Origin of the sequence: Kribbella sp. VKM Ac-2571 (genome assembly GCF_004362255.1) — a bacterium.
GTDB classification, from domain to species: Bacteria; Actinomycetota; Actinomycetes; order Propionibacteriales; family Kribbellaceae; genus Kribbella; species Kribbella pratensis.
The window spans coordinates 239,031-260,613 of the sequence record NZ_SNWS01000014.1 but is presented as its reverse complement, the minus strand read 5'-3'; the positions used below and the strand labels follow the sequence as shown (position 1 = coordinate 260,613).

At 68.8% G+C, this 21,583-nt stretch carries 19 protein-coding genes and 1 pseudogene; 6 read left to right on the top strand and 14 right to left on the bottom strand.

The window, feature by feature from the left end:
• Positions 1-96: 96 nt before the first annotated feature.
• Genes EV651_RS28885 through EV651_RS28865 form a run of 5 tightly spaced genes read right to left on the bottom strand, consistent with a single transcriptional unit; the run spans position 97 to position 4,519 of the window.
• The gene (locus EV651_RS28885; protein WP_133788387.1) at positions 97-861 is read right to left on the bottom strand and encodes an amino acid ABC transporter ATP-binding protein; all 765 of its coding nucleotides are present in this window, start codon (positions 859-861) and stop codon (positions 97-99) included.
• Positions 858-1,790, bottom strand: coding sequence for an amino acid ABC transporter permease (locus tag EV651_RS28880; RefSeq protein ID WP_133788386.1), 933 nt, complete (start codon positions 1,788-1,790; stop codon positions 858-860). Before EV651_RS28880 ends, EV651_RS28885 begins: the two co-directional genes overlap by 4 nt.
• A gap of 2 nt (positions 1,791-1,792) precedes the next feature.
• Entirely contained in the window at positions 1,793-2,728 is a 936-nt protein-coding gene (locus EV651_RS28875) for an ABC transporter substrate-binding protein (protein WP_202870546.1), read from the bottom strand.
• Between the two features lie 16 nt (positions 2,729-2,744).
• Positions 2,745-3,569, bottom strand: a complete 825-nt coding sequence (locus EV651_RS28870; RefSeq protein ID WP_202870545.1) for a deaminated glutathione amidase — start codon at positions 3,567-3,569, stop codon at positions 2,745-2,747.
• Positions 3,566-4,519: a hypothetical protein gene (locus EV651_RS28865; RefSeq protein WP_133788385.1), complete on the bottom strand. Its 954-nt coding sequence runs from the start codon at positions 4,517-4,519 to the stop codon at positions 3,566-3,568. The genes EV651_RS28870 and EV651_RS28865 overlap by 4 nt, the downstream gene beginning before the upstream one ends.
• A gap of 153 nt (positions 4,520-4,672) precedes the next feature.
• Here EV651_RS28865 and EV651_RS28860 point away from each other — a divergent pair, with 153 nt between their 5' ends.
• The gene (locus EV651_RS28860; RefSeq protein ID WP_166658828.1) at positions 4,673-6,031 is read left to right on the top strand and encodes a PLP-dependent aminotransferase family protein; all 1,359 of its coding nucleotides are present in this window, start codon (positions 4,673-4,675) and stop codon (positions 6,029-6,031) included.
• 7 nt (positions 6,032-6,038) lie between these two features.
• Here the strand turns inward: EV651_RS28860 and EV651_RS28855 are convergent, their stop codons facing one another.
• Together EV651_RS28855 and EV651_RS28850 are read right to left on the bottom strand one after the other, a co-directional pair.
• Positions 6,039-6,878: an acyl-CoA thioesterase II gene (locus EV651_RS28855; RefSeq protein WP_133788383.1), complete on the bottom strand. Its 840-nt coding sequence runs from the start codon at positions 6,876-6,878 to the stop codon at positions 6,039-6,041.
• Positions 6,879-7,068: 190 nt separating this feature from the next.
• The gene (locus tag EV651_RS28850; RefSeq protein ID WP_133788382.1) at positions 7,069-7,983 is read right to left on the bottom strand and encodes a proteasome assembly chaperone family protein; all 915 of its coding nucleotides are present in this window, start codon (positions 7,981-7,983) and stop codon (positions 7,069-7,071) included.
• Between the two features lie 173 nt (positions 7,984-8,156).
• Here EV651_RS28850 and EV651_RS28845 point away from each other — a divergent pair, with 173 nt between their 5' ends.
• Genes EV651_RS28845 through EV651_RS28835 form a run of 3 tightly spaced genes read left to right on the top strand, consistent with a single transcriptional unit; the run spans position 8,157 to position 11,656 of the window.
• Entirely contained in the window at positions 8,157-9,173 is a 1,017-nt protein-coding gene (locus tag EV651_RS28845; protein WP_238157253.1) for a hydroxyacid dehydrogenase, read from the top strand.
• The gene (locus tag EV651_RS28840) at positions 9,170-11,077 is read left to right on the top strand and encodes a DUF2264 domain-containing protein (RefSeq protein WP_133788381.1); all 1,908 of its coding nucleotides are present in this window, start codon (positions 9,170-9,172) and stop codon (positions 11,075-11,077) included. Before EV651_RS28845 ends, EV651_RS28840 begins: the two co-directional genes overlap by 4 nt.
• A gap of 51 nt (positions 11,078-11,128) precedes the next feature.
• The gene (locus EV651_RS28835) at positions 11,129-11,656 is read left to right on the top strand and encodes a ferritin (RefSeq protein WP_133788380.1); all 528 of its coding nucleotides are present in this window, start codon (positions 11,129-11,131) and stop codon (positions 11,654-11,656) included.
• A 1-nt stretch (position 11,657) separates the two neighbouring features.
• Here EV651_RS28835 and EV651_RS42620 read toward each other — a convergent pair whose 3' ends face one another.
• From EV651_RS42620 to EV651_RS28820, 3 genes and pseudogenes are all read right to left on the bottom strand, one after another.
• Positions 11,658-12,569 (bottom strand): hypothetical protein, encoded by a 912-nt coding sequence (locus EV651_RS42620; protein ID WP_370353515.1) that lies wholly within the window; start codon positions 12,567-12,569, stop codon positions 11,658-11,660.
• 166 nt (positions 12,570-12,735) lie between these two features.
• A pseudogene (locus tag EV651_RS43380) lies at positions 12,736-12,861 on the bottom strand (DUF2207 domain-containing protein); the annotation flags it as partial.
• Positions 12,862-12,998: 137 nt separating this feature from the next.
• Entirely contained in the window at positions 12,999-14,888 is a 1,890-nt protein-coding gene (locus tag EV651_RS28820; protein WP_133788378.1) for a DUF2207 domain-containing protein, read from the bottom strand.
• Positions 14,889-15,006: 118 nt separating this feature from the next.
• Here EV651_RS28820 and EV651_RS28815 point away from each other — a divergent pair, with 118 nt between their 5' ends.
• Positions 15,007-17,169: an elongation factor G-like protein EF-G2 gene (locus EV651_RS28815; protein WP_133788377.1), complete on the top strand. Its 2,163-nt coding sequence runs from the start codon at positions 15,007-15,009 to the stop codon at positions 17,167-17,169.
• A gap of 261 nt (positions 17,170-17,430) precedes the next feature.
• Here EV651_RS28815 and EV651_RS28810 read toward each other — a convergent pair whose 3' ends face one another.
• Genes EV651_RS28810 through EV651_RS28800 form a run of 3 tightly spaced genes read right to left on the bottom strand, consistent with a single transcriptional unit; the run spans position 17,431 to position 20,011 of the window.
• Positions 17,431-18,693, bottom strand: a complete 1,263-nt coding sequence (locus EV651_RS28810) for a tetratricopeptide repeat protein (protein WP_133788376.1) — start codon at positions 18,691-18,693, stop codon at positions 17,431-17,433.
• Positions 18,690-19,565 carry a tetratricopeptide repeat protein gene (locus EV651_RS28805; protein WP_133788375.1) on the bottom strand — a complete coding sequence of 292 codons (876 nt, stop codon included), beginning with the start codon at positions 19,563-19,565 and terminating at the stop codon, positions 18,690-18,692. The genes EV651_RS28810 and EV651_RS28805 overlap by 4 nt, the downstream gene beginning before the upstream one ends.
• The gene (locus EV651_RS28800) at positions 19,562-20,011 is read right to left on the bottom strand and encodes a hypothetical protein (protein WP_133788374.1); all 450 of its coding nucleotides are present in this window, start codon (positions 20,009-20,011) and stop codon (positions 19,562-19,564) included. The genes EV651_RS28805 and EV651_RS28800 overlap by 4 nt, the downstream gene beginning before the upstream one ends.
• 69 nt (positions 20,012-20,080) lie before the next feature.
• Between EV651_RS28800 and EV651_RS28795 the strand changes: the two genes are divergently transcribed.
• Positions 20,081-20,485, top strand: a complete 405-nt coding sequence (locus EV651_RS28795) for an HIT family protein (protein WP_133788373.1) — start codon at positions 20,081-20,083, stop codon at positions 20,483-20,485.
• Here the strand turns inward: EV651_RS28795 and EV651_RS28790 are convergent.
• Positions 20,478-21,581, bottom strand: a complete 1,104-nt coding sequence (locus EV651_RS28790; protein ID WP_133788372.1) for a glycosyltransferase family 4 protein — start codon at positions 21,579-21,581, stop codon at positions 20,478-20,480. The two genes, EV651_RS28795 and EV651_RS28790, sit on opposite strands and share 8 nt — an antisense overlap.
• Positions 21,582-21,583: the final 2 nt, after the last annotated feature.

The following is a 21,583-nucleotide window of genomic DNA, read 5'->3' as shown; positions in this document are numbered from 1 at the left end:
CGCCCCGGGGCTTGGTCAGACAGTCAGATGTCAGCGCGCCAGGACGAGGTCCGGCGTCGTCGTGACTACTGCGCGCTGCAACATGTCTTCACGGTATCAGAGGAAACGGGAAAGGAAAGCACGAGTTCGCTCGTGCTGCGGATTGTCGATCACCTGCTCCGGCGTGCCCTGCTCGACGACCTGGCCGGCGTCCATGAAGACGACCCGATCGGCGGCCTCGCGGGCGAAGCTGATCTCGTGGGTGACGACGACCATCGTCAGACCGGCGCTCGCGAGACGCTTCATGGTGGCGAGCACCTCGCCGACCAGCTCGGGATCGAGCGCCGACGTCGGCTCGTCGAACAGCATCAGCTTCGGCCGCATCGCCAGCGCTCGAGCGATCGCCACACGTTGCTGCTGACCGCCGGACAGCTGGCGCGGGTACGCCTTCTCCCGGCCGGCCAGTCCCACCTCGGCGAGCAGTTCGACGGCCCGCGCGGTCGCCTCCCGTCGCCCCTCCCCGAGGACCGCGATCGGCGCTTCGATGATGTTCTCCAGCGCGGTCATGTGCGGGAACAGGTTGAACTGCTGGAACACCATGCCGATGTCCTTGCGCCGCCGGGCGATCTCGTTCGGCGACAGCTCGTGCAGCCGGCCGTTGCGCACGTCGTACCCCACATCACGGCCGTCCACCGTGATGCGGCCGGCGTCGAGGGACTCGAGCAGGTTGATGCACCGCAGGAAGGTCGACTTGCCGGATCCGGACGGGCCGAGGACGACCACGGTCTCGCCCGGCGTCACATCGAGATCGATCCCGGACAGTACTTCGGTGTGCCCGAAGCTCTTGCGGACGCCGCGCGCCTGGAGGACCGCCGTACTCATGCCGCACTCCCCTGCTGAGACCTGGGCCGGATACGCAAGAAGTCCCAGAAGCTGGGAGCCTGATGCCGCGCGCCGCGGTTGTAGTGGCGTTCGATGAACGACTGGACGACGTACAGGACCGACGTAATCGCGAGGTACCAGAGGCAGACCACGATGAGCATCGGGATCGTCTCGAAGGTCCGGTTGTAGATCGACTGCGCCGTGTAGAGCAGGTCGGAGAGTGCGATCACGCTGACCAGCGCGGTCGCCTTCACCATGCTGATCACCTGGTTGCCGGTCGGCGGCACGATGAAGCGCATCGCCTGCGGCAGGATGATCCGCTTCATGATCCGGGAGTTCTTCATCCCGAGCGCCTGACCCGCCTCACGCTGGCCGGGGTCGACCGAGAGCAGACCGCCGCGGACGATCTCGGCCATGTACGCGCCTTCGTTCAGCCCGAGGCCCAGGATCGCTGCCAGCAACGGGGTGATCAGCGTGTTCGTGTCGACGCTGGCGAAGACCGGCCCGAACGGGATGCCGAGGTTCAGCTTGGGCAGCAGCGCGGACAGGTTGTAGAAGAAGATCAGCTGCACGAGCGTCGGCGTACCGCGGAAGAACCAGATGTACAGTCCGGCGGCACCGCGCAACAGCGGGTTGGCCGAGATCCGGCAGACCGCGAGGAGTACGCCGAGCACGACGCCGATCACCATGGCGACGACCGTCAGCATCAGCGTGATGCCGAGGCCCCGGACGATCGACTCGGCCCGCAACCAGCTCCAGACCACGTCCCAGCCGAAGTTGTCGTTGGTGATCAGCATCTTGACCAGCTGCGCGGCGAACACCAGTACGACGAGCGCTGACAGCCAGCGCCAGGGGTGTTTGCGGTGCGCCGCGTTGCGGACGTCGAGCTCCAGGCCGGCGGCCGGAGCGTCCTGCACCGTGGTTGCCATGGTCAGCCCTTCCCGAGGTTGAGGCCGGGTTTGGCCAGCTTGTTCTTCTCCAGCCCCCATTTCGCCATGATCGCGTCGTAGGTGCCGTTGGCATGCAGTTTCTCGAGTGCGGCGAGCAGTACGTCGGCCAGCGGCGACCCGATCGGCACGAGCGCACCCTGGAACAGGTCCTCGAAACCGTTGCCCTTGCCAACGCCGGCCAATTCCAGCTTGCCACCGGACTGCGCGACGAAGTAGGTCAGTGGCGCCTGTGAGGAGAAGAACGCGTCGGCCCGGTTGGACTGCACCGCGAGGATCGACGACGGCTGGTCCTTGTACGACTGCACCTCGACCGCGGGCTGCCCGGCCGCCACGCACTTGGCCGACTGCGCCTTGATCACCTTCTCCGCGGATCCCGCTGCCTGAACGGCGATCCGCTTGCCGCACGCGGTGTCCAGACCGTCGATGCCCTTCGGATTCCCCTTGTGCACGGCGAAGACGACGTACTCCTGGACGTAGTCGATGAAGGTCGCCTGCTTCTGCCGTTCGACGAAATCGCCGGTCGGACCGAGATCCAGGTCGTACCGCTTCGCCTGCATCCCGGACAGGACGCTGGCCAGTCCGTCCACGGTGGTGTGCTCGATCCGGATGCCGAGCAGCTGGCTGATCGCCTGGGACAGGTCGGCGGTCGCGCCCTCGATGGAGGTGTCCTTGTCGGTGCCGACGACTACGTAAGGCGGGAACGAGCCGTTGTTGACGGCAACGATCTTGCCGGCGGTCTTGATCTTGTCCGGCAGCTGGTCGTGCAGGGTCTTGTCGACCTGCTGCTGCGGGATCGCGGCGGCCGGCGCCTTCGCGTTGGCCTTGGTGCTGGTGTCGACCGGGTCTGCGGTGCAGGCGGCCACGCCGAGCAGACTTGCGGCCAGTACGGCGAGAGTGGTGCTGCGGGGGATGGACACGACTACTCCTACGGCTTCAGCTGGTGGGGACGGCTTCGACCGGTCGAGGGGTGGGGCTGACGGAGAAGCGCCGGTTGATCAGGACCGGCAGGCGGCGGCGAGCGTCGGTCAGACGCTGCCGGGAGACGACGGCCGTGATGGTGGCCGGCTCCTCTGCGGCTTGGGCGAGCGGGACACCGAGCGGGTCGACGATGAGGCTCTGGCCGATGTTGCGCTGACCGCACTCACCACTCGCGACGACGTACACGGTGTTCTCGAGCGCGCGGGCGGTGACGAGGGTCTGCCAGTGGTGTTCCTTGAGCGGGCCTTTGACCCAGGCGGCCGGCAGCACGAGTACGTCGGCGCCGTCGAGGGCGAGGAGGCGGGACAGTTCGGGGAACCTGACGTCGTAGCAGGTCATCAGGCCGACCTTGAAACCGTTGACGTCGATCAGTTCGGGGACGACGTCGGCCGGGGTCACGTTGTCGGACTCCAGTTGGCTGAACGCGTCGTACAGGTGGAGTTTGCGGTAGAGCCCGGTGATGGCGCCGTCCTTCACGACGACGAGAGTGTTGTAGGGCTTGTCGTTGGCTGACTTCTCGTGGATGCCGACGACGACGGTGACTTGAAGACCCTCGGTCGCCTTGAGCAGGCCGGTGACGAAGGGCCCGTCGAGCGGCTGGGCATGTTCGCGGATGCGCTCACGCTCCTCGATGAAGCGCGCGAGGACGCCTTCGGGGAGCACGAGCAGGTCGACGCCGTCGGCGTCGGCCTGCTTGATGAGCTGAGTCGCCCTGTCCAGGTTCTCCTGCCAGTCGACGCTCGCGACGAACTGCGCGGCCGAGACGTTCAGCGTACTCATGCGATCTTCTCCAACGGGTCGATCTGGTAGGGAAAGAGGTCTTCAGCAGGCACCGGCTGCGCGAGCAACTCCTGCGCCACGAGGTGGTCCTGGAACGCGGCGACCATACGGCGGTCGGCGGAGACGCCGTACGGCATCCAGTCCGGTCCGAAGATCCTGGTGGTGACGCCGATTTCCTCGTTGTGCCAGGGGGTGATGTCCATCAGCTTGTTCCGGCGCTGGAAGCTGAGCTGCTTCGCCTGCTCGAACAGGTCGATGAGCTGCTGAGCCATCTCAGGCCGCTCCTCCAGCACTTCCTTGCGCAGGGCAAGCAAGTGGATGCCCGGGATGTAGCCGTGGCGACCGTAGTACTCCCGCTCCTCGGCGCGAGTGTCGCGGAACAGCGTGCGGTACGGCGAATCCTCGGCATGGAAACCGGGTGGCATGAACGGCGTCATCACGGCGTCGAGCTCCTTGTCCAGCAGGAGATCCACGAGCCGGGCACCGTCGGCGGTGTGCCGGATGTTGTTGCCGACAGCAACTCCCCCGATGCGGTCCACGACCGGGTGGGCCGCGGTCAGCGGGCCGACCTGCCAGTCGGCGTCACGGATGCCGACGCCGGCCTCGGCGAGGATCGCGCGGGTCCAGGTGTTGCCGCTGTCCGGCCAGCCGGTCAGGCCGATCCGGCCGCCCTTCAGGTCCGCCGGCGTCTCGGCCGTCGAGTCCCGCCGCACGATGATGCAGCGATGCCGGAAGCCGCGCATCAGGAAGATCGGCAGCGCGACCACCCGGTCGTCCCCGGCCGCACGGGCGCGGACGTAGCGGCTGAACGAGGTCTCGCCACCGTCGTACTCGGGTGAGCCCCACAGATCCGGCGTCGCCTCCAGCCGGGTGACGGTCGGGCCGGGGACGTCGCCGAGGGCCAACGGGATCATATGGTCCCAATGGCGTACGCCGAGGTGAAGCTTCACGCGGTTCGTTCCTTCGATGCCGGGACGCTCTCGTGGGGTCCGGGTCGGATGCGCGACGTCGCTGTCGCGAGCTCGATTGTTCGGTAGCCTATGTTCAGCGCGATCATCCGAACAATGCATTCAAATGTTACTGATCAAAAACTGGGGGCAGGCATGGCCGAAGACGTTCCACCGCAGGACGGTCCGGCGGTGTCGTCGGCCTGGCTCGCCGAGCAGATCACCGAGCCCAGCGCGGCGGGTATCGCGGCGGCGATCTCCCGGCTGGTCCGGCACGGTGAGCTCGAGCCGCAGACCCGACTTCCGACCGTACGCGCGCTCGCTCCCCGGCTGGACGTCAGCCCGGCGACCGTGTCCGCGGCCTGGGCGACCCTGCGCAAGCAACGCGTGGTCGCCGGCGGCGGACGGCAGGGCACCTGGGTGCTCGGCGGGCTCGCGGTCCCCAGACCGACCCGCTACGAGAACATCTCCCGTCTCTGGCCGGATCAGACCCTCAACCTCACCCGCGCGATCCCGGATCCGGCCCTGCTACCGGACATGTCCGGTGCGTTTGCCCATGCACTTCGCGACCCCGACCTGCACTCTTACGAGGTGGTCTCGATCAGCGGGCCGCTTCGCGCGGCCGCTGCCCGGGCGTGGCCCTTCGAGACCGAGAACTGGATGTGCGTGAACGGCGGCTACGAAGGTCTCCTCCTGCTCATGCGTACGACGGTTGTCCCCGGCGAACACGTGGCGATCGAAGAGCCCGCCACTCCTCGACTGCTGGACATCCTCGACAACGTCGGCGCGCGGCCGGTGCCGGTCGCGACCGATGCGGAGGGGCCGGTCCCGGAATCGCTGCGAGCGGCGCTCCAGCACGATCCAGTCGCGTTCATCTATGAGCCGCGGAGCAGCTCACATTTCGGCGCCTCGGTGACGCCGTCGCGCCGTGACGAGCTGGCGGCGTTGCTCGCCGGGACCGACACCCTCGTCATCGAGGACGACGGGCTCGGCGAGCTGAGCTCGTTCGAGTACCACGGAGTGGGCGAGGTGCTGCCGGCTCAGAGCGTGCTAGTGCGGAGCTATTCCAAGTCGCACTCCCCCGACCTCCGTCTCGCCGTAATGGCCGGCGCCGCCGAGCCGATCGAGCGTGTCCGCGTCTACCGGCAGTTCGGATCAGGCTGGACGAGCCGCATGCTGCAGAACGCGCTCGGCTGGCTGCTCGACGACGACCTGTCGAAGACCGCGATCGCCACCGCGCGTACGGCGTACCGGGAACGCCGTGACCACCTCACGGAACTGCTGGCCGCACGCGGTGTCGAGGCGACCGGCGTCGACGGCCTCGCGATCTGGGTGCCGGTCCGCAGCGAACACGAGGCGCTCCTCGTCCTCGCCTCGCACGGCATCGCCGTCGCCGGTGCGAGCGCCAGTTGGACGAAACCCGGTCCACCTGCCATCCGCGTCGCCACGGGCCTTCCCATCCCCGACCCCGATCGGGTCGCCGACGCCGTCGCACGCGCCGTACAGGCCCGATAAGCCGCGACTAGCTTTCGAGGTCGAGGCCGACAGGACGGATGAGACCTTCCTGGGCAACGGACGCGACGAGGCTGCCTGCCTCGTTGTAGAGGCGGCCGGTCGCGAAGCCGCGGGCTCCGGAGGCGGACGGCGACGACTGGTCGTACAGCAGCCACTCGTCGGCGCGGAACGGCCGGTGGAACCAGAGGGCGTGATCGAGCGAAGCCGGCTGGATGCGGCGGTCACCGATGACGATGCCATGCGGGAGCAGGCTGGCGCCGAGCAGCGTCAGGTCGCTGGCGTAGGCCAGCACACACGCGTGCAGGGCCGGGTCATCGGGCAGCTTGCCGGCGGCTCTTATCCAGAACTGCCGGCCGGTGACTCCGGCCAGTCGTACGTCGAGCGCGGCCCACTCCTTGTCCCAGTCGGCGGCCGGCCGGCCGGACCGCGCCTCGAGGACGGTCGCGAGTCGCGGCGCTTCCTCCGGCGGTACGGCGTCGTCGGGCATCGGATCCTGGTGATCCAGACCGGGTTCGGGCCGCTGGAAGGACGCGGACATGTAGAAGATCGGCTTGCCGTTCTGCGACGCCACGACTCGACGGCTGCTGAACGACCCGCCGTCGCGGGTCGGCTCCGCGCGGTACACGATCGGCACGGACGTGTCGCCGGCGCGCAGGAAGTACCCGTGCAACGAGTGCACCACGCGCTCGGCGTCGACGGTTTGCCCGGCCGCCGCGAGCGCCTGGCCGAGCACCTGTCCCCCGAACACCCGTTGCATCGAGGTCTGCGGCTGACGACCGCGGAACAGGTCGACGTCGATCTTCTCCAGGTCGAGCAGCTCGACCAGATCCTCCAGCGACTCAGGCATGCCTCATCCTGACAGCCCCACCCGCCACGCAACGCCGTACCCACTGTGGAAACCGTCACGTCGCCGCCGACGACCGACCGACCGCCGTGTGTTCGAACAACAACCGGGGGCGTTGCACAGGCAATAACCTGTGCAACGCCCCCGGTTCCCGCTCAATGGCCCAACACGCGGCGGTGGGCGGTGGATCGAGCTAGTCGTTGTCTTCGCGGTTGAGTTCGGCGAGGAACTGTTCTACTTCCGCGCCTAGTTCGTCGGCCGACGGAGTGGAGTCGGCCAGGAGGCTCTTGCGGGTGAGGGAGCCTTCGGCGGCGTCGTACTGGGTCTCGAGGGCCTTGACGACTGCGCTGGCGTCCTCGGAAGCCTCGACCTGCTCGTCGACCAGCCGACCGGTGACGGCTGCTTCGTCGAGCAGGGCCTTGCTAGGGAGGAGCAGGCCGGTCGCGGCCGAGATCGCGTGCACGAGGGCCAGTGCGGCGCCCGGGAACCGGTTCTCGGCCAGGTAGTGCGGCACGTGGACGGCGAAGCCCATCGCGTCCTTGCCCGCTTCGCCGAGGCGGACCTGGAGCATCGTCCCGGCGCTCGCGGGCAGCAGCATCTCGCCGTCCCAGATGTTCGAGCGGGTGACCAGCTCGGGCCGCGTCGCGTGCGCTGTCAGGCCGAGCGGCCGCGTGTGCGGGACACCCATCGGAATGCCGTGCACACCGACCGTGAGCGTGACGTTGTAGAGCTCGTTGAGCTGCCGGATTGCCCCGGCGAACCGGTCCCAGTGGTTGTCCGGCTCGGCGCCCTCGAGCAGCAGGAAGTCGACGCCCGCGTCGTCGGTCACCAGGTGCAGGCTCAGGTGCGGCGGGGTGTAGTCGGTGAACCGGTCCTCGGCGAACGTCACCTCGGGCCGCCGGGCCCGGTAGTCGTGCAGCAGGTCGACGTCGAATCGCGCCAGCAGCCTGTGGTCCAGCACCTCGAGCAGGTGGTCCGCGGTCACGCGGCCGGCCTGGCCGGCGTCCATGAACCCGTCCAGCGAGTGCACCAGGACCTTCGGCGTCGCCGCCGGGCCGGTCGCCACCGACTCGTCGACGATCTCGTAGAGGTCGTCCGGTCGCAGCATCGTCGTCTCCTTCGCAACTTCTTCCAACAGACTGACAGGCAGTTCTATCCTCTCCAACGCCGCGATGTCGCGGAGTAATTCCGAGCCTGCGGAAGTTGCCGGAAAGATTCAGGATGTTCCAAGACTCGGCGGTCGGCGAGACAGCGATGGAAAGCGCTTGCTAGGTTATCGTCGTGAGCCCTGAGCCGAACTCCGCCCTGACCGTCATGCTGGCGATGAACGACGCCAGCCGCGACCGCGTCCTCGTACCGCGGGTCCGGCAGCGCCTCGACGCGATCGCCACTGTGCTGCCGGTCGGACCCGGTTCCAGTTTCCTCGCGGATCCCGCCGTACGCGCGGCGCTCCCGGACGTCGACGTACTGCTCACCGGGTGGGGGTGCCCGCGGATCGGGCCGGAGGTTCTGGAGGCGGCGCCGAAGCTGCAGGCGATCCTGCACGCCGCCGGCTCGGTCAAGGCGATCGTCGATCCGGCGGCGTTCGACCGCGGGATCCTGGTCTCGTCGGCGGCCACGGCGAACGCGCAGCCGGTCGCCGAGTTCACGGTCGCGGCGATCGTGCTGGCCGGGAAGCGGGCGTTCCGGCTCGCGGCGCAGTACCGGTTGGAGCGGCTCAAGGCCGACGCGCATGCGATGCCGGGCAGCTACGGGTCGACGGTTGGTCTGCTGGGGGCGTCGCGGATCGCGAAGATGGTCGCGGAGCGGCTGCGCGGGTTCGACCTCGATGTGCTGATCAGCGACCCGTACCTGACCCCGGACGAGGCCGCGGCGCTCGGCGCGGAGCTGGTCGACAACGACACGCTCTTTCGTCGCAGTGACATCCTCAGCGTGCACGCTCCGTTGCTGCCGGAGACAGTCGGCCTGGTGGACGCGCGGCTGCTCGGGTTGCTGAAAGACGGCTCGTCGCTGATCAACACGGCGCGCGGCAAGATCATCGACTCCGAGGCGCTGATCCGCGAATGCGTGACCGGCCGGATCGACGCGATCCTCGACGTCACGGACCCGGAGCCGCTGCCGCCGGACTCGCCGCTGCTCGACCTGCCGAACGTCTTCGTCACCCCGCACGTCGCCGGTGCCGTCGGCAACGAGATCGCCCGTCTCGGCGAGCTCGCGGTCAGCGAACTCGAACGTCTCGCCGCCGGCCAGCCCCTCGAACACGCCATCAGCCCCGCGGAACTAGGAAGGCTCGCATGACCCGCCTGATCCTGCCCGACACCGATCGTGAACTGTCCCGTCAGACCGGATGGGTGCGGGCGCACTGGGAGGCGCTCGCGGACCATCTGCTCGACTCGCTCGTTCCGTACTTCTCCCCCGGCGCGTCCCTGGTCGAGCTGCCGGGGCGGCCGAGCCGGTCGGGTACGGCGTCCGACGCGCTGGAGGGATTCGCCCGGTCGTTCATGCTCGCCGCGTTCCGGATCGCCGGCGTTCAGGGCAAGGGCTGCGAGGAACTGATCGAGCGGTACGCGCGGGGCGTCGCGAACGGCGCGAACCCGGACCACCCGGAGGCGTGGCTGCGGCTCACCCCGCGATCGCAGCAGATGGTGGAGGCCGCGGCGATCGCGGTATCGCTGCACGAGACCCGCGAATGGATCTGGGACCGCCTCGACACGCGGGCGCAGGAGCATGTCGCGGAGTGGCTCGGCGGCTTCATCGGGTCGACGACGCACGACAACAACTGGCGGCTGTTCCAGGTCGTCAGCGAGCAGTTCCTCGCGTCGGTCGGAGCGCCGTACTCGCAGGACGACATCGACGGCGGCCTGGACCGGATCGAGGACTGGTACGTCGGCAACGGCTGGTACTCCGACGGCGACGGGCAGAACTTCGACAACTACATCGGCTGGGCGATGCACCTGTACCCGGGCCTGTGGGCGCGGATGGCCGCCGTCACGCCGGGAGCGCAGTACGAGGACCGGCTGAAGCTCTACAAGGAGCGGATCAAGCTCTTCCTCGAGGACGCCGTACACCTGGTCGGGAACGATGGTGCACCGATCTACCAGGGGCGGTCGCTGACCTACCGGATGGCGGCCGCGGCGCCGTACTGGATGGGCGCGATCCTCGACTCGACGCCGTTGACGCCGGGTGAGACGCGGCGGCTGTGCTCGGGGATCGCACGGCATTTCGTGCAGCACGGGGTGCCGGACGAGCGTGGAGTGCTGACGCTCGGGTGGTACGACACGTTCCTGCCGACGACGCAGCAGTACTCCGGTCCGGGTTCGCCGTACTGGGCCTCGAAGGGGTTCGTCGGGCTGATCCTGCCGCCGGAGCATCCGGTGTGGGCGGACCCGGAGGACTCCATTCCGCTGGACGACGCGGACCAGCTCCGCGCGATGCCTGAGCCGGGGTGGATCGTGCACGGGAGCCGTCACGACCAGGTGGTGCAGCTGGTGAACCACGGGGCGGACCACGCGCCTGTGTCCGAGCCGCAAGGCCCGGAGCCGGCGGGCGATGCCCATTACAACCGGCTGGCGTACGCGAACCACGCGGGCCCGGACCTGTCGGATCACGAGCCGCACGTCGACAACCTGATCTCGCTGGTCTCCCCCGAGGGTCTGGCCAGCGGGCGCGGGCGGATCCGGCGGCTCGGTGTGGACGGCAGTACGGCGTCCTCGTGGCACAACGCCTGGCTCGGCGACGAAGGACCGTGGGCGATCGAGATCACGTCGGTGGTGCACAGCGGCTGGGAGATCCGGTGTGCCCTGGTCGACGGCCTTGATGGAGCACTGGTGCGCAGCGGTGGATTCGCGGTCGCGGGCGATTCTTTGCCAGAGGCAACGGTCAGCGAAAGGGCCGCCTCCACACGGAATTCAGACGGGTTGGTGTCGGCGGTGGTCGGCCTGCACGGGTACGACGCAGCCGGCGTGCACCGCGGGCTCGGAGTGAACCCGTACGGCGCGCACTCGGCGACGCCGTACCTGACGGCATCGCATCACGGGGAGCCGTTGGTGCTCGTGAACGCCGTCTTGCTGACCCGCGACGCGCTCCGGCCGGAGGCGCTTGCCGAGGGCATCGATGTCGCCGTCGACGGTACGACGGTGCGGATCAGCCTGCCCGGAGGCGGTACCGAGGTGGTCGAACTGGGACGCAAACGCGCCGGTTAGGTCAGGCTCCCCAAGGGTGTGGATTCGGCGGGCGGCCGTTAGATTGACGGAATGAGCACGTACGAGAAACTCCTGCAGGAACAGATCCGTAACGAATTCACGGCCTCACAGCAGTACGTGGCAGTCGCTGTCTGGTTCGACGACCAGGACCTGCCGCAGCTGGCCGCGCACTTCTACAAACAGTCACTGGAAGAGCGCAACCACGCGATGATGATGGTCCAGTACCTGCTCGACAAGGACATCCGCCCGCACATCCCGTCGGTCGGCGAAGTCGAGAACGACTTCAAGACCGCGCTGGAGCCGCTCGAGCTCGCGCTCGCGCAGGAGATCACGGTCACCAAGCAGATCGAGACGCTCGCGCGCACAGCCCGTGACGAGAGCGACTACATCGGCGAGCAGTTCATGCAGTGGTTCCTGAAGGAGCAGGTCGAGGAGGTCGCGGCCATGAAGACTCTGGTCAACGTCGCCAAGCGCGCCGGCGACAACCTCTTCCACCTCGAGGACTACCTGGCCCGCGAGAGCGTCGGCGACGCCGGCACTGACCCCACGGCCCCGACCGCCGCGGGTGGAACGGTCTGAGCTACCAGCTCCCGCCGCCACCACCGCCTCCCCCGCCGCCTGAGGACGACGAGGACGAGCTGCTGGAGGAGAACCCGGAGGACGAGCCGCCTCCGGTGTACGGCGAGGGCGGCTCGGCGAACGTGCTGGAGACCGTCGTGGAGATACTTGCGGCGGTCCAGCCGGAGTCGTAGTACGAGCTCGACCCGGAGTACCAGGCCGGAGCCGCTGTCAGACGGCCGGCGTCGACGAGCTCGCGGCAGACCTGTTGCCAGCGGTCGGCCAGCCCGAGGACCAGAGCCCACGGCAGGTACTTGCTGAAGATGTCCTCACCCTCCTCGAAGCGCAGCTGATCCGCCTCCGCGGTGGTGAGGTACTGACGGAAACCGATCACCTGGTCGGTGATCGCCCGCCCGAGCGCATCGCGGCAGCCCTTGCGGTTCTGCAGGATCAGGTCGATGAGGGCGTTCAGGACGGCCAGAACGGGCAACGCGACGACGATCGTCGGACCCAGCCAGTACGGCGCACCGAACTTCACCATCCATACGATCAAGCTGATCAGCCCGACCAGCACTGCCAGGAAAACCCCACAGCCGAACGGCACCCAGCCGTATTCCGAGGACTCCACGACCTTCGGGCGAGGCGGCATCCGGACGTACCACTTCTGCTCCTCGGCCCGCTTCCACAGCGCCTCGCCCAAGCCCTCCGCGGCCCGCTGGGGCCGCGTGTCCCCGACCGCAGGCGCCACCAGCCGCACCTCGGCACCGGGCTGCTGCTTGGGGAACAGCCCCCTCAACAACGCCTTCTCGTGCGACGCCGTTGCGAGTCCGGCGTCCACCAGCACCGCTGTCCGTATGTCGTTCGCACCCTCGATCCGGATCGCTCCGCGCACGGCCAGATCGACCAGCGTCGCCGCGACCTCGGTCGTGTCCACCTTGCCGTCGAGCAGCAGACCGCCTTCCGCGGCGGTGATGTCCGGCGGTGCGAACGCGACGGGCCTTGTTCGTCTTCGTCGTCGACAGGTCGAACTCGTCCGGGGCCGTCGTCGACGACACCTGGATGTTGGTCACGTCGTAGCGCTGGTCCTTCGACGGGTCGTCCGCGTACGGCTCCCGGATGACGAGATCGCGGAAGATGCCGTGCCGGTCGGTGTCGCCGAAGTGGTACTCGATCGTCTCGGTGACGTGCAGTACGCCGTCCGCGCCGACCTCGTAGGCGATCGCCATCGACCGCACCCGGTCCCCGATCGCGGCGGACGCAGGTACGGCGTACACCGCCAGCGCAATCCCGACGGCGAGCAGGCCGACAACTACCCCGAGCGCACGACGCATACCCGCGACATTACCGAGCGTAGAGGTCGCAACTACCAGCTGCCGCCGCCTCCGCCGCCGCCACCGCCGCCGGAGGAGCCGCCGCTGAAACCGGACGAACTGCCGCCGCCACCGCCGGAGCTGGAGGGTGTCGGCGGCGGGCTGAAGGTGTTCGCGACGGTCGCGCCGACCGCGCCCGCGGTCCAGCCGGAGGTGTAGTAGGACGGCCCGGAGTACCAGTACGGGTCAGGCGGGATACGACCTGCGGCGACGAGTTGCTCGCACACCTTCTGCCATCGATCCGCGAGACCGAAAGCGATGGCCCAGGGCAAGTACTTCGAGAAGATGTCCTCGCCCTCCTCGAAGCGCAGCTGGTCCGCTTCGGCCGTTGCGAGGTACTTCCGGAAGCCGATCAGCTGGTCGGCCACCGCGCGTCCGGCCGGGTTCCGTTGCCCGCGGCCTCGGATCGCGATCCAGATGCCGATGGCAACGATGACCGCGATCACCGGCACCGCGACGACGACCGCCCGGCCAAGCCCGCCGGTGGCGGCGCTGACCACGGTGCCCATCAGGCCGGCGCCGACGACCCAGATCCCGATCATCGCCATACACGCGCAGCCGAAACCGTTCTTGAACGCCGAGCCGCCACCGGCCCGCGGCATCCGCAGGTACCACTCGCGAGCCTTCACCTGGTCACGGAGTGCCTTGATCATCTCGTTGTGCGCGTTCCGCATCGTGTTGTCACCCACCGCGCCGCGCTTCAGCTGCACCTCCATGCCCGGCTGCAGCCCCGGGAACAGGCCGAGCATCAGCGCCTGCTCGTGGGGTGCGGTCGCGGCCGCCGGATTCAGCAGCACCGCCTTCTGCGACGAGCCGTCGTTGTCGATCCGTACGCCGCCGCGCACCGCCAGGTCGATCAGCGTCGCGGCCGTCTCGGTCGTGTTCGCCTTCGCGTCGATCAGCAGACCGCCCTCGGCGACCGGGATCCGCGGCGGCGCGAACGCAACCGGGATCTGATCCTCGGTCAGGTCGTCTTTCACCGGCTGCGCGGCGATCCCGTCGGGCGGGAACGCTCCCGGCGGCATTCCGGCGTACCGCTGGTCCTTGTTGCCGAACCTCGCGTAGAGCGCGGCGAGCACGATGGCGGCCACGGTCGCGATACCGGAGCCGATCAGCGACGGCCAGGACACCCCGTTGCGCTCCAGCCAGCTCGGCGGATCGACCAGGATCGGGGTGTCGTTCTGGACGGCGCCGGCGGGGATCCCGGCGACGATCGTCATCCCCTCGCCGCGGGCTAGATCGGTGCCGCCGAAGACACCCTGGTCGCCGCTGACCGTGCTCGTGCACTCCTGCGTCGACCCGGTCTGTCCCTGGAAGCAGTCCGTCTTCTGCACCCCGCCCGGCACCGTGACGCTGATGTCGACCTGCTTGATGTCCGCACTCCACGCGCTGCCGGTCGCGTCCCAGTACAGCTCGCTGTGATCGTCGAAGTGCCGCAGCGCGCCGCGTACGTCGTACTTGATGACGTACGTCGCCTCGTACCCGGAGATCGTCTCGTCGGCGGAGCCGATCTTGATCTGCAGGTCCTTGTAACGGCCCTTGTTCGATTCGAACGTCTTGTCGGTGAACTCGGCCGGGGCACCCGAGGGCGACGAGACCTCGATGTTCGAGACCTGGTACTCCTGGTCCTTGGAGTCGTCGTCCTTGTAGGGCTCACGGGTGACCAGGTCGCGGTAGATCCCGTGCCGGCCGGTGCTCCCGAACGTGTAGTCGATCGTCTCCGTGACGTGCAGCACCCCGTCCGCGGAGACTTTGTAGTCGATCTTGAAGTTCTTGATCTCGTCCCCGGCGTCCGCCGTACCCGCGCTCGCCGGTACGGCGAAACCAGCCAGCGCCAGGACGGCGACCAACGTGCTGATGACGACCCCGAAAGCCCTACGCATGCCGCGACCCTACCGACGGGCGGGGTCCGGGGTTGCGTGCCCGACACGAATCCGCGAGCTGAGGGGCCTTGTGCGAAGTGTCGGTTAGGGGAATCGTGGGTGGACCAGGAGGAACGTCATGGCAGACAAGGCGAACACTTCCCAAGGCACCGGAGCCGCGCCCGCTGTGGACAACCCGGCAGCCATCCGCAACGTGGTCCTGGTCGGCCCTTCGGGCTCCGGCAAGACCACCCTCGTCGAGGCCCTGCTGGTGGCCTCCGGAGTCCTGAACAGACCCGGCACCGTCCTGGACGGAACCACGGTGTGCGACTTCGACGACGCCGAGATCCGGCAGCAACGCTCGGTCGGCCTGTCGCTCGCCTCGCTGCCGCACGACGGCGGCCAGGGAAAGGTCAAGATCAACCTGATCGACACGCCCGGGTACGCCGACTTCGTCGGTGAACTGCGGGCCGGGCTCCGCGCCGCCGACTGCGCGCTGTTCGTGATCTCGGCGAGCGAGGGCGTCGACGAGCCGACCCGGACGGTCTGGCAGGAGTGCGACCAGGTGGGGATGCCGCGCGCGGTCGTGATCACCAAGCTCGACCACGCCCGCGCGAACCATCAGAACGCGCTCGCCACGGCGCAGGCCGCGTTCGGCGACAAGGTGCTGCCGCTGTACCTGCCCGCTGGTGACGGGCTGATCGGGCTGCTCTCCCAGTCGTACTTCGAGTACGCCGGCGGCAAACGTTCGGTCGCGGCGCCGGACCCGTCGTACGCCGGCCAGATCGAGGAACTGCGCGGCACGCTGATCGAGGGCATCATCGAGGAGTCCGAGGACGAGTCGTTGATGGACCGGTACCTCGGCGGCGAGGAGATCGACCAGAAGGTGCTGATCGACGACCTCGAACGCGCGGTCGCGCGCGGCTCGTTCTTCCCGGTGATCCCGGTCTGCAGCGCCTCCGGGGTCGGCACGCTGGAGCTGCTCGAGGTGATCACCAGCGGTTTCCCGTCGCCGCTCGAGCACAAGCTCCCGGACGTCTTCACCCCGCACGGGGTCCCCCGCAAAGGTCTCACGTGCGACACCGCCGGACCGCTGCTCGCCGAGGTGGTGAAGACGACGTCGGACCCGTACGTCGGGAGGGTCAGCCTGGTGCGAGTGTTCTCCGGCACCATCAGGCCCGACGCGACAGTTCACGTGTCGGGCCATTTCACGTCCTTCTTCGGTGACCACGACGGTGCACAGAACGGGGCGACGCACGGGCACGAGGACCACGACGAGGACGAGCGGATCGGCTCGCTGTCGTTCCCGCTCGGCAAGACGCAGCGCCCCGCGGGGCAGGTGATCGCGGGTGACCTGTGCGCGATCGGCCGGCTGACCCGCGCGGAAACCGGTGACACGCTCTCCGACAAGGCGGACCCGCTCCTGCTGCGGCCGTGGAACATGCCGGAGCCGCTGCTACCGATCGCGGTCCAGGCGCACGCGAAGACCGACGAGGACAAGCTCGGCGCCGGGCTGCAGCGGCTGGCGGCCGAGGATCCGACGCTGCGGATCGAGCAGAACCCGGAGACCCACCAGATCGTGCTGTGGTGCATGGGCGAGGCGCATTCGGACGTCGTACTGGACGCGCTGTCGAACCGGTACGGCGTGACCGTGGACACCGTCGAGCTCCGGGTGCCGCTGCGGGAGACGTTCAGCGGGCCGGCCAAGGGCCACGGACGGCACGTGAAGCAGTCCGGCGGGCACGGTCAGTACGCCGTCTGCGACATCGAGGTCGAGCCGCTGCCGGGCGGGTCGGGCTTCGAGTTCGTCGACAAGGTGGTCGGCGGTGCGGTGCCGCGGCAGTTCATCCCGAGCGTCGAGAAGGGCATCCGGGCGCAGATGGAGAAGGGCGTCGGGGCCGGGTACCCGATGGTCGACATCCGGGTCACGTTGCGCGACGGGAAGGCGCACAGCGTCGACTCCTCCGACATGGCGTTCCAGATGGCCGGCGGGCTGGCGCTTCGCGAGGCCGCGGCGGCCACCAAGGTCGCGATGCTGGAGCCCGTCGACCTGGTGTCGGTGCTGGTGCCCGACGATCTCGTCGGCGCGGTGATGAGCGATCTGTCCGGGCGTCGCGGACGGCTGCTCGGGACCGACAAGGTCGGCGAGAACAGGACGCTGGTGAAGGCCGAAGTACCGCAGGTGGAGATCACCCGCTACTCCATCGACCTCCGCTCGCTGTCGCACGGCGCGGCGTCGTTCACCCGCGAGTTCGCCCGCTACGAGCCGATGCCGGAGTCGATCGCGTCCAAACTCAAATGACCTAGAACGTCCTCCCCAAACCGGTTTGGGGAACGCCCGCACACAGACCGGGGAGTCCTACCACCCGATCCGGGGAGGCAAGACTCCCCAAACCAGTTTGGGGAACGCCCGCACACAGACCGGGGAGTCCTACCACCCGATCCGGGGAGGTAGGACTCCCCAAACCGGTTTGGGCCCTCGAGCACGTCACGGGGCAGCGCGGGGTACGACGCCGGTCGGTCGAGTTGGCGGATTTGCGGGTCGAACGGTTGTTGCGGGGCGCTAGCTCTTCGGGTCGCGGCTGAGGCGGCGGCGTACGTCGCGGGACTTGAGGTACGCCGCCACGTCGTCGTACCGCTCGCTCTGATTGGCGAACTCGATGTACGAGCGGACGCGGTGCAGCCAGTCGAGCGTCGACGGCTTCACCGCGGTCAACGCGTCGGTGAGGTGCCGCATCGCGAGCGGCGGCTCGCCACCGGTCGAGAGCGCCTCGTCGATCACCTTGTCGACGCCGCGCTCGATCAGCGCGCGCAGGTCGGCGCCGCTGAACATCGCGGTCTGCCCGGCGAGCGCCTTCAGGTCGAGGCCGTCGGACGGAACCTCCTTGGTCAGCACGGACAGGATGTCGGCGCGGGCCGGCTCGTCCGGCGGCGGCACGAAGATCACCCGGTCGAATCGGCCGGGGCGCAGCATCGCCTCGTCGACGTCCCACGGCGCGTTGGTCGCGGCGAGCACCAGCAGGCCCTCGTTCTCGGAGCCGATCGCGTCGAGTTCCTGCAGCAGTACGTCGACCAGCCGGCGCGCCTCGGACCCGCCGTGTTTGTGCCGTGCGAACGCGAGCGCGTCCAGCTCGTCGAGGAACAGCACGCACGGCGAGTTGGCGCGGGCACGCTCGAACGCGGCGTGCAGGTTGCGCTCGGAGACCCCGAGGTACGGGTCCATCACGTCCTCGATCCGGACGTTGACGAACGGCAGGCCGCACTCCCCAGCGGTCGCTCGCGCCAGCAGTGTCTTGCCGCAGCCGGGCGGTCCGTACAGCATCACGCCGCCGCCGGACTTCCGCCCGTACTTCTCGTACAGCTCGGGCCGGCTCAGCGGGAGGATCACCATCCGGTGGATGACGCGCTTGATCTCCTCCATCCCTCCGACCTGGTCGAAGGTAGTGGTCTCCTTGGGCGTGTCCGGGGTCAGCGGATCCTGCTCGTCCTCCGGCCCGACCTTGATCCGTACGCCGCTGCGCTCGGCGATCATGCCGTCGACGAGCTGCTGCAACCGCCCGGTCCCCTCGACCACACCGCGCTGACGAGCCGCTTCGAGCAGGTTCCGCAGCAGGGCGAGCCGCCCGTTCGCCGCGGCCAGTTCACCGACCGGCACGAACTGGTCATCGGGTAGCCCGTGCTGATCGAGCAGTACGACGTACTGATCGAGCGCCTCCTCGATCTCACCGGCAGCGGCCAGCGACTCCGCGAGAACGAGTCGCAGCAGTACGTCGTCCGGCGCCGCGTCGACCGCCTTACGCAGCGCCTCGATCCGGTCGTTACTCATGATCCCCATTTCCTGTTGATCCAGCGGCGGACCAGTGGTGGGACCACCCAGGAGTAGACGCAGAAGCCCAGCCAGACCATGGCGAACGCGAAGGACAGCGGCGCGAGCCCGGCCGCGCGGAGGCCGTAGATGACCGCGACCGCGCCGACCCAGACGACCAACGGATTGATGCGGGCGAACGGCCGCAGCGGAACCATCAGCGGGTGGTTGAACAGCTTCGCCTCGCGGGCGGCGGCTCGCAGGTCGGCGTCACCCGGTTGCGAGGCGGCGGCCGACCGCAACGAGTTGTATCCGGCTCGCGAGTCGCCGGTCAGCATCGACGCCGTACCGTGCAACGCCCGCGCGTTCGGGTCCTCCGGGTCGTACGACAAGGCCTCGGTGCTGTGCCGGTGCATGTCGCGGTCCTTGCCGAGCGCGAACGCCACCTGCGCACGAGCCGCCGAGACCGCCACACTCTCCGGCGCGTGCGACGCCGCACGCTCGACAAGGGCACTCGCCTTCTCGGCCTGCCCAGCCGCCAAGCAGACGTGGGCGTACCCGAGCAACAGATCCGGATCGTTCGGGTCGAGGCTCAGGCCCTGCAGGAACGCGGCCTCGGCCTCGGGCAAACGGCCCTCCGAACGCAGCGCGGACCCGAGGACGTGGAGCATCGCGGGGAACGGACCGTGCTGGGCAAGGCCGTCCCGCAGTACGTCGACCGCCTCGGCGTCCCGGTCCAACGCGTGCAGGGCGGCGCCGCGGAACAAGTACGCCCGGTAGTCCACTGCCGCGTCGCCGGACAGCCCCTGCAGTTCGTCGAGCACGCGCTCGGGGCGGCCGATCTGCAGCCAGTGCGCTGCCATCCGCAGCCGTGCCTCGCTCGGTTCGTTCACAGCACCACCGTCACCAGGAAGAGGATCAACGCCTCGGCGATCGCGCCGCCGATCGTCACCGCGATCCCCCAGCCCCACAGGGATCCGTAGTCCGCGCCCCGCAACTGGAACGCGCGGTCCATCGGACGCTGCAGCCGCAGCTGGACCAGGCAGCACAGTACGGCGAGGACGCGGATGCTGACCCGGACACCCGACGTGAGACCGGCATCGTCGTACAGCAGGACGAACACGCCGATCACCGCGAGCAGACCGACCAGGCCGGTCAGCAGGATCAGCCGGCGCTTGGCGGCGTCGACGCCGAGCCGGCGCGCGTTGAGGAAGGCCACGGCCGTGGACGCGAGCACGCCGCCGAAGAACGCGACGTACGTCTGGGACATCAAGCGCCACGGGCGCGCCGACATGTCCACGCCGGCGCCGACGGTCGGGTGCAGGAGTTCGTCCGGCATCGGGCTCCAGGTGCAGATGGGCAGTGCAAATGGGCAGGGTTCGGCCCGCGCAGTGTATAGCCTTGGCCGATGAGCGAGAACTGCATCTTCTGCGGGATCGTGGCCGGCACCATCCCCGCCACGCGGGTCGCCGAGACCGACCGGGCGATCGCGTTCATGGACATCAACCCCGGGACGACCGGACACCTGCTGGTGGTGCCGCGCGAACACTCGGCCGATCTCCGCGAGGCCGCTCCCGAGGACCTCACCGCCGCGACCCTGCTCGCCCAGTCGCTGATCTCCCGGGTGATCGACCGCCTGGACGCCGACGGCGCCAACCTGCTGAGCTGCATCGGCGCCGAGGCGTGGCAGTCCGTCTTCCACACCCACCTGCACGTCATCCCTCGCTACAAGGACGACCCCCTCCAGCTCCCCTGGCACCCAACCCCGGGAGACCTGGAGGAGATCAACGCAACGGCCGCCAAACTCACCTGAGCCGGCGGGCGACGAGTTCGTAGACCGAGAGCAGATCCGGCAGCAGGACCGACCAGTCGTACTTCGATGCGGCGGCCAGGCCGACGGCGCGGAGCCGCTCGCGTTCATCAGGTCGACGCAGCAGCCGGAGAGCACGGGCCGCCAGCTCGCCGGCGTTACCGGGCTCGAACAGCTCCCCCAGCTGTCCACCCTCCAGTACGTGCCGGAAAGCAGGCAGGTCACTCGCCAGCACCGGTGCACCCGCCGCCATCGCCTCCAGCAACACGATGCCGAAGCTCTCGCCGCCGAGATGTGGGGCGACGTAAACGTCCGAACCGACCAGCATGTCCGCTCGGGCCTCGTCGTCGATCGCGCCCAGGAACAGCACGTTGTCCCGATACCTCAGCGGCGGCGGCACATCGGCTTGCCCTGATCCGGCGACCAGGATCTTCAACCGTGGACGCTCGGCAACCATCGCTGGTACGGCGTCCAGCAGCACGCCGAGTCCCTTGCGCGGCTCGTCCAGCCGGCCCAGGAAGCTGATCGTGCCGTCCTCGCCCATCCACTCCGGGCGCGGGCTGCCCTTGAACCGGGCGGTGTAGAGGCCGTTCGGGATCACCACAGCCTCACCGCCGATGTGCTGGACCATCATCGAGCGCGCGTTCTCGGACACCGCGATCCGGGCGTCGATCTTCTCCAGCGCCGGCCGGAGCAGACTGGACGCCACGCTCATCGCCCGGGACCGGACCTGCCAGGTGTGGAACGTGGCGACGAACGGCCCGTCCGCGGACCACAGCGCGATGATCGACGCGCTCGGCGTGGTCGGCTCGTGGACGTGGACGACGTCGAAATCCCCGTCGGCGAGCCAGCTCTTCACGCGCGCCGCCGTCCGCGGACCGAACGTCACGCGCGCCACCGACCCGTTGTACGGCACGCCGACGGCCCGTCCGGACGAGACGACGTACGGCGGGATCGCGCTGTCCGAGGACTCGTCGACCGGGGCCAGGACCGACACCTCGTGGCCGAGGCACAGCAGCGCCTCGGCGAGGTCGCGGACGTGGTTCTGCACCCCGCCGGGCGTGCCCAGCGAGTACGGGCACACCACGCCGATCCTCACGG

Excerpts from the sequence above, each read along its gene's own strand:
- EV651_RS28850 (WP_133788382.1), bottom strand. The coding sequence starts at position 7,983 with ATGCTGCGACCGGACGACCTCTACGAGATCGTCGACGAGTCGGTGGCG.
- EV651_RS28795 (WP_133788373.1), top strand. The coding sequence starts at position 20,081 with ATGAGCGAGAACTGCATCTTCTGCGGGATCGTGGCCGGCACCATCCCC.
- EV651_RS28860 (WP_166658828.1), top strand. The coding sequence starts at position 4,673 with ATGGCCGAAGACGTTCCACCGCAGGACGGTCCGGCGGTGTCGTCGGCC.
- EV651_RS28815 (WP_133788377.1), top strand. The coding sequence starts at position 15,007 with ATGGCAGACAAGGCGAACACTTCCCAAGGCACCGGAGCCGCGCCCGCT.
- EV651_RS28870 (WP_202870545.1), bottom strand. The coding sequence starts at position 3,569 with ATGAGTACGCTGAACGTCTCGGCCGCGCAGTTCGTCGCGAGCGTCGAC.
- EV651_RS28840 (WP_133788381.1), top strand. The coding sequence starts at position 9,170 with ATGACCCGCCTGATCCTGCCCGACACCGATCGTGAACTGTCCCGTCAG.
- EV651_RS28855 (WP_133788383.1), bottom strand. The coding sequence starts at position 6,878 with ATGCCTGAGTCGCTGGAGGATCTGGTCGAGCTGCTCGACCTGGAGAAG.
- EV651_RS28810 (WP_133788376.1), bottom strand. The coding sequence starts at position 18,693 with ATGAGTAACGACCGGATCGAGGCGCTGCGTAAGGCGGTCGACGCGGCG.
- EV651_RS28835 (WP_133788380.1), top strand. The coding sequence starts at position 11,129 with ATGAGCACGTACGAGAAACTCCTGCAGGAACAGATCCGTAACGAATTC.
- EV651_RS28820 (WP_133788378.1), bottom strand. The coding sequence starts at position 14,888 with ATGCGTAGGGCTTTCGGGGTCGTCATCAGCACGTTGGTCGCCGTCCTG.
- EV651_RS28800 (WP_133788374.1), bottom strand. The coding sequence starts at position 20,011 with ATGCCGGACGAACTCCTGCACCCGACCGTCGGCGCCGGCGTGGACATG.
- EV651_RS28880 (WP_133788386.1), bottom strand. The coding sequence starts at position 1,790 with ATGGCAACCACGGTGCAGGACGCTCCGGCCGCCGGCCTGGAGCTCGAC.
- EV651_RS28885 (WP_133788387.1), bottom strand. The coding sequence starts at position 861 with ATGAGTACGGCGGTCCTCCAGGCGCGCGGCGTCCGCAAGAGCTTCGGG.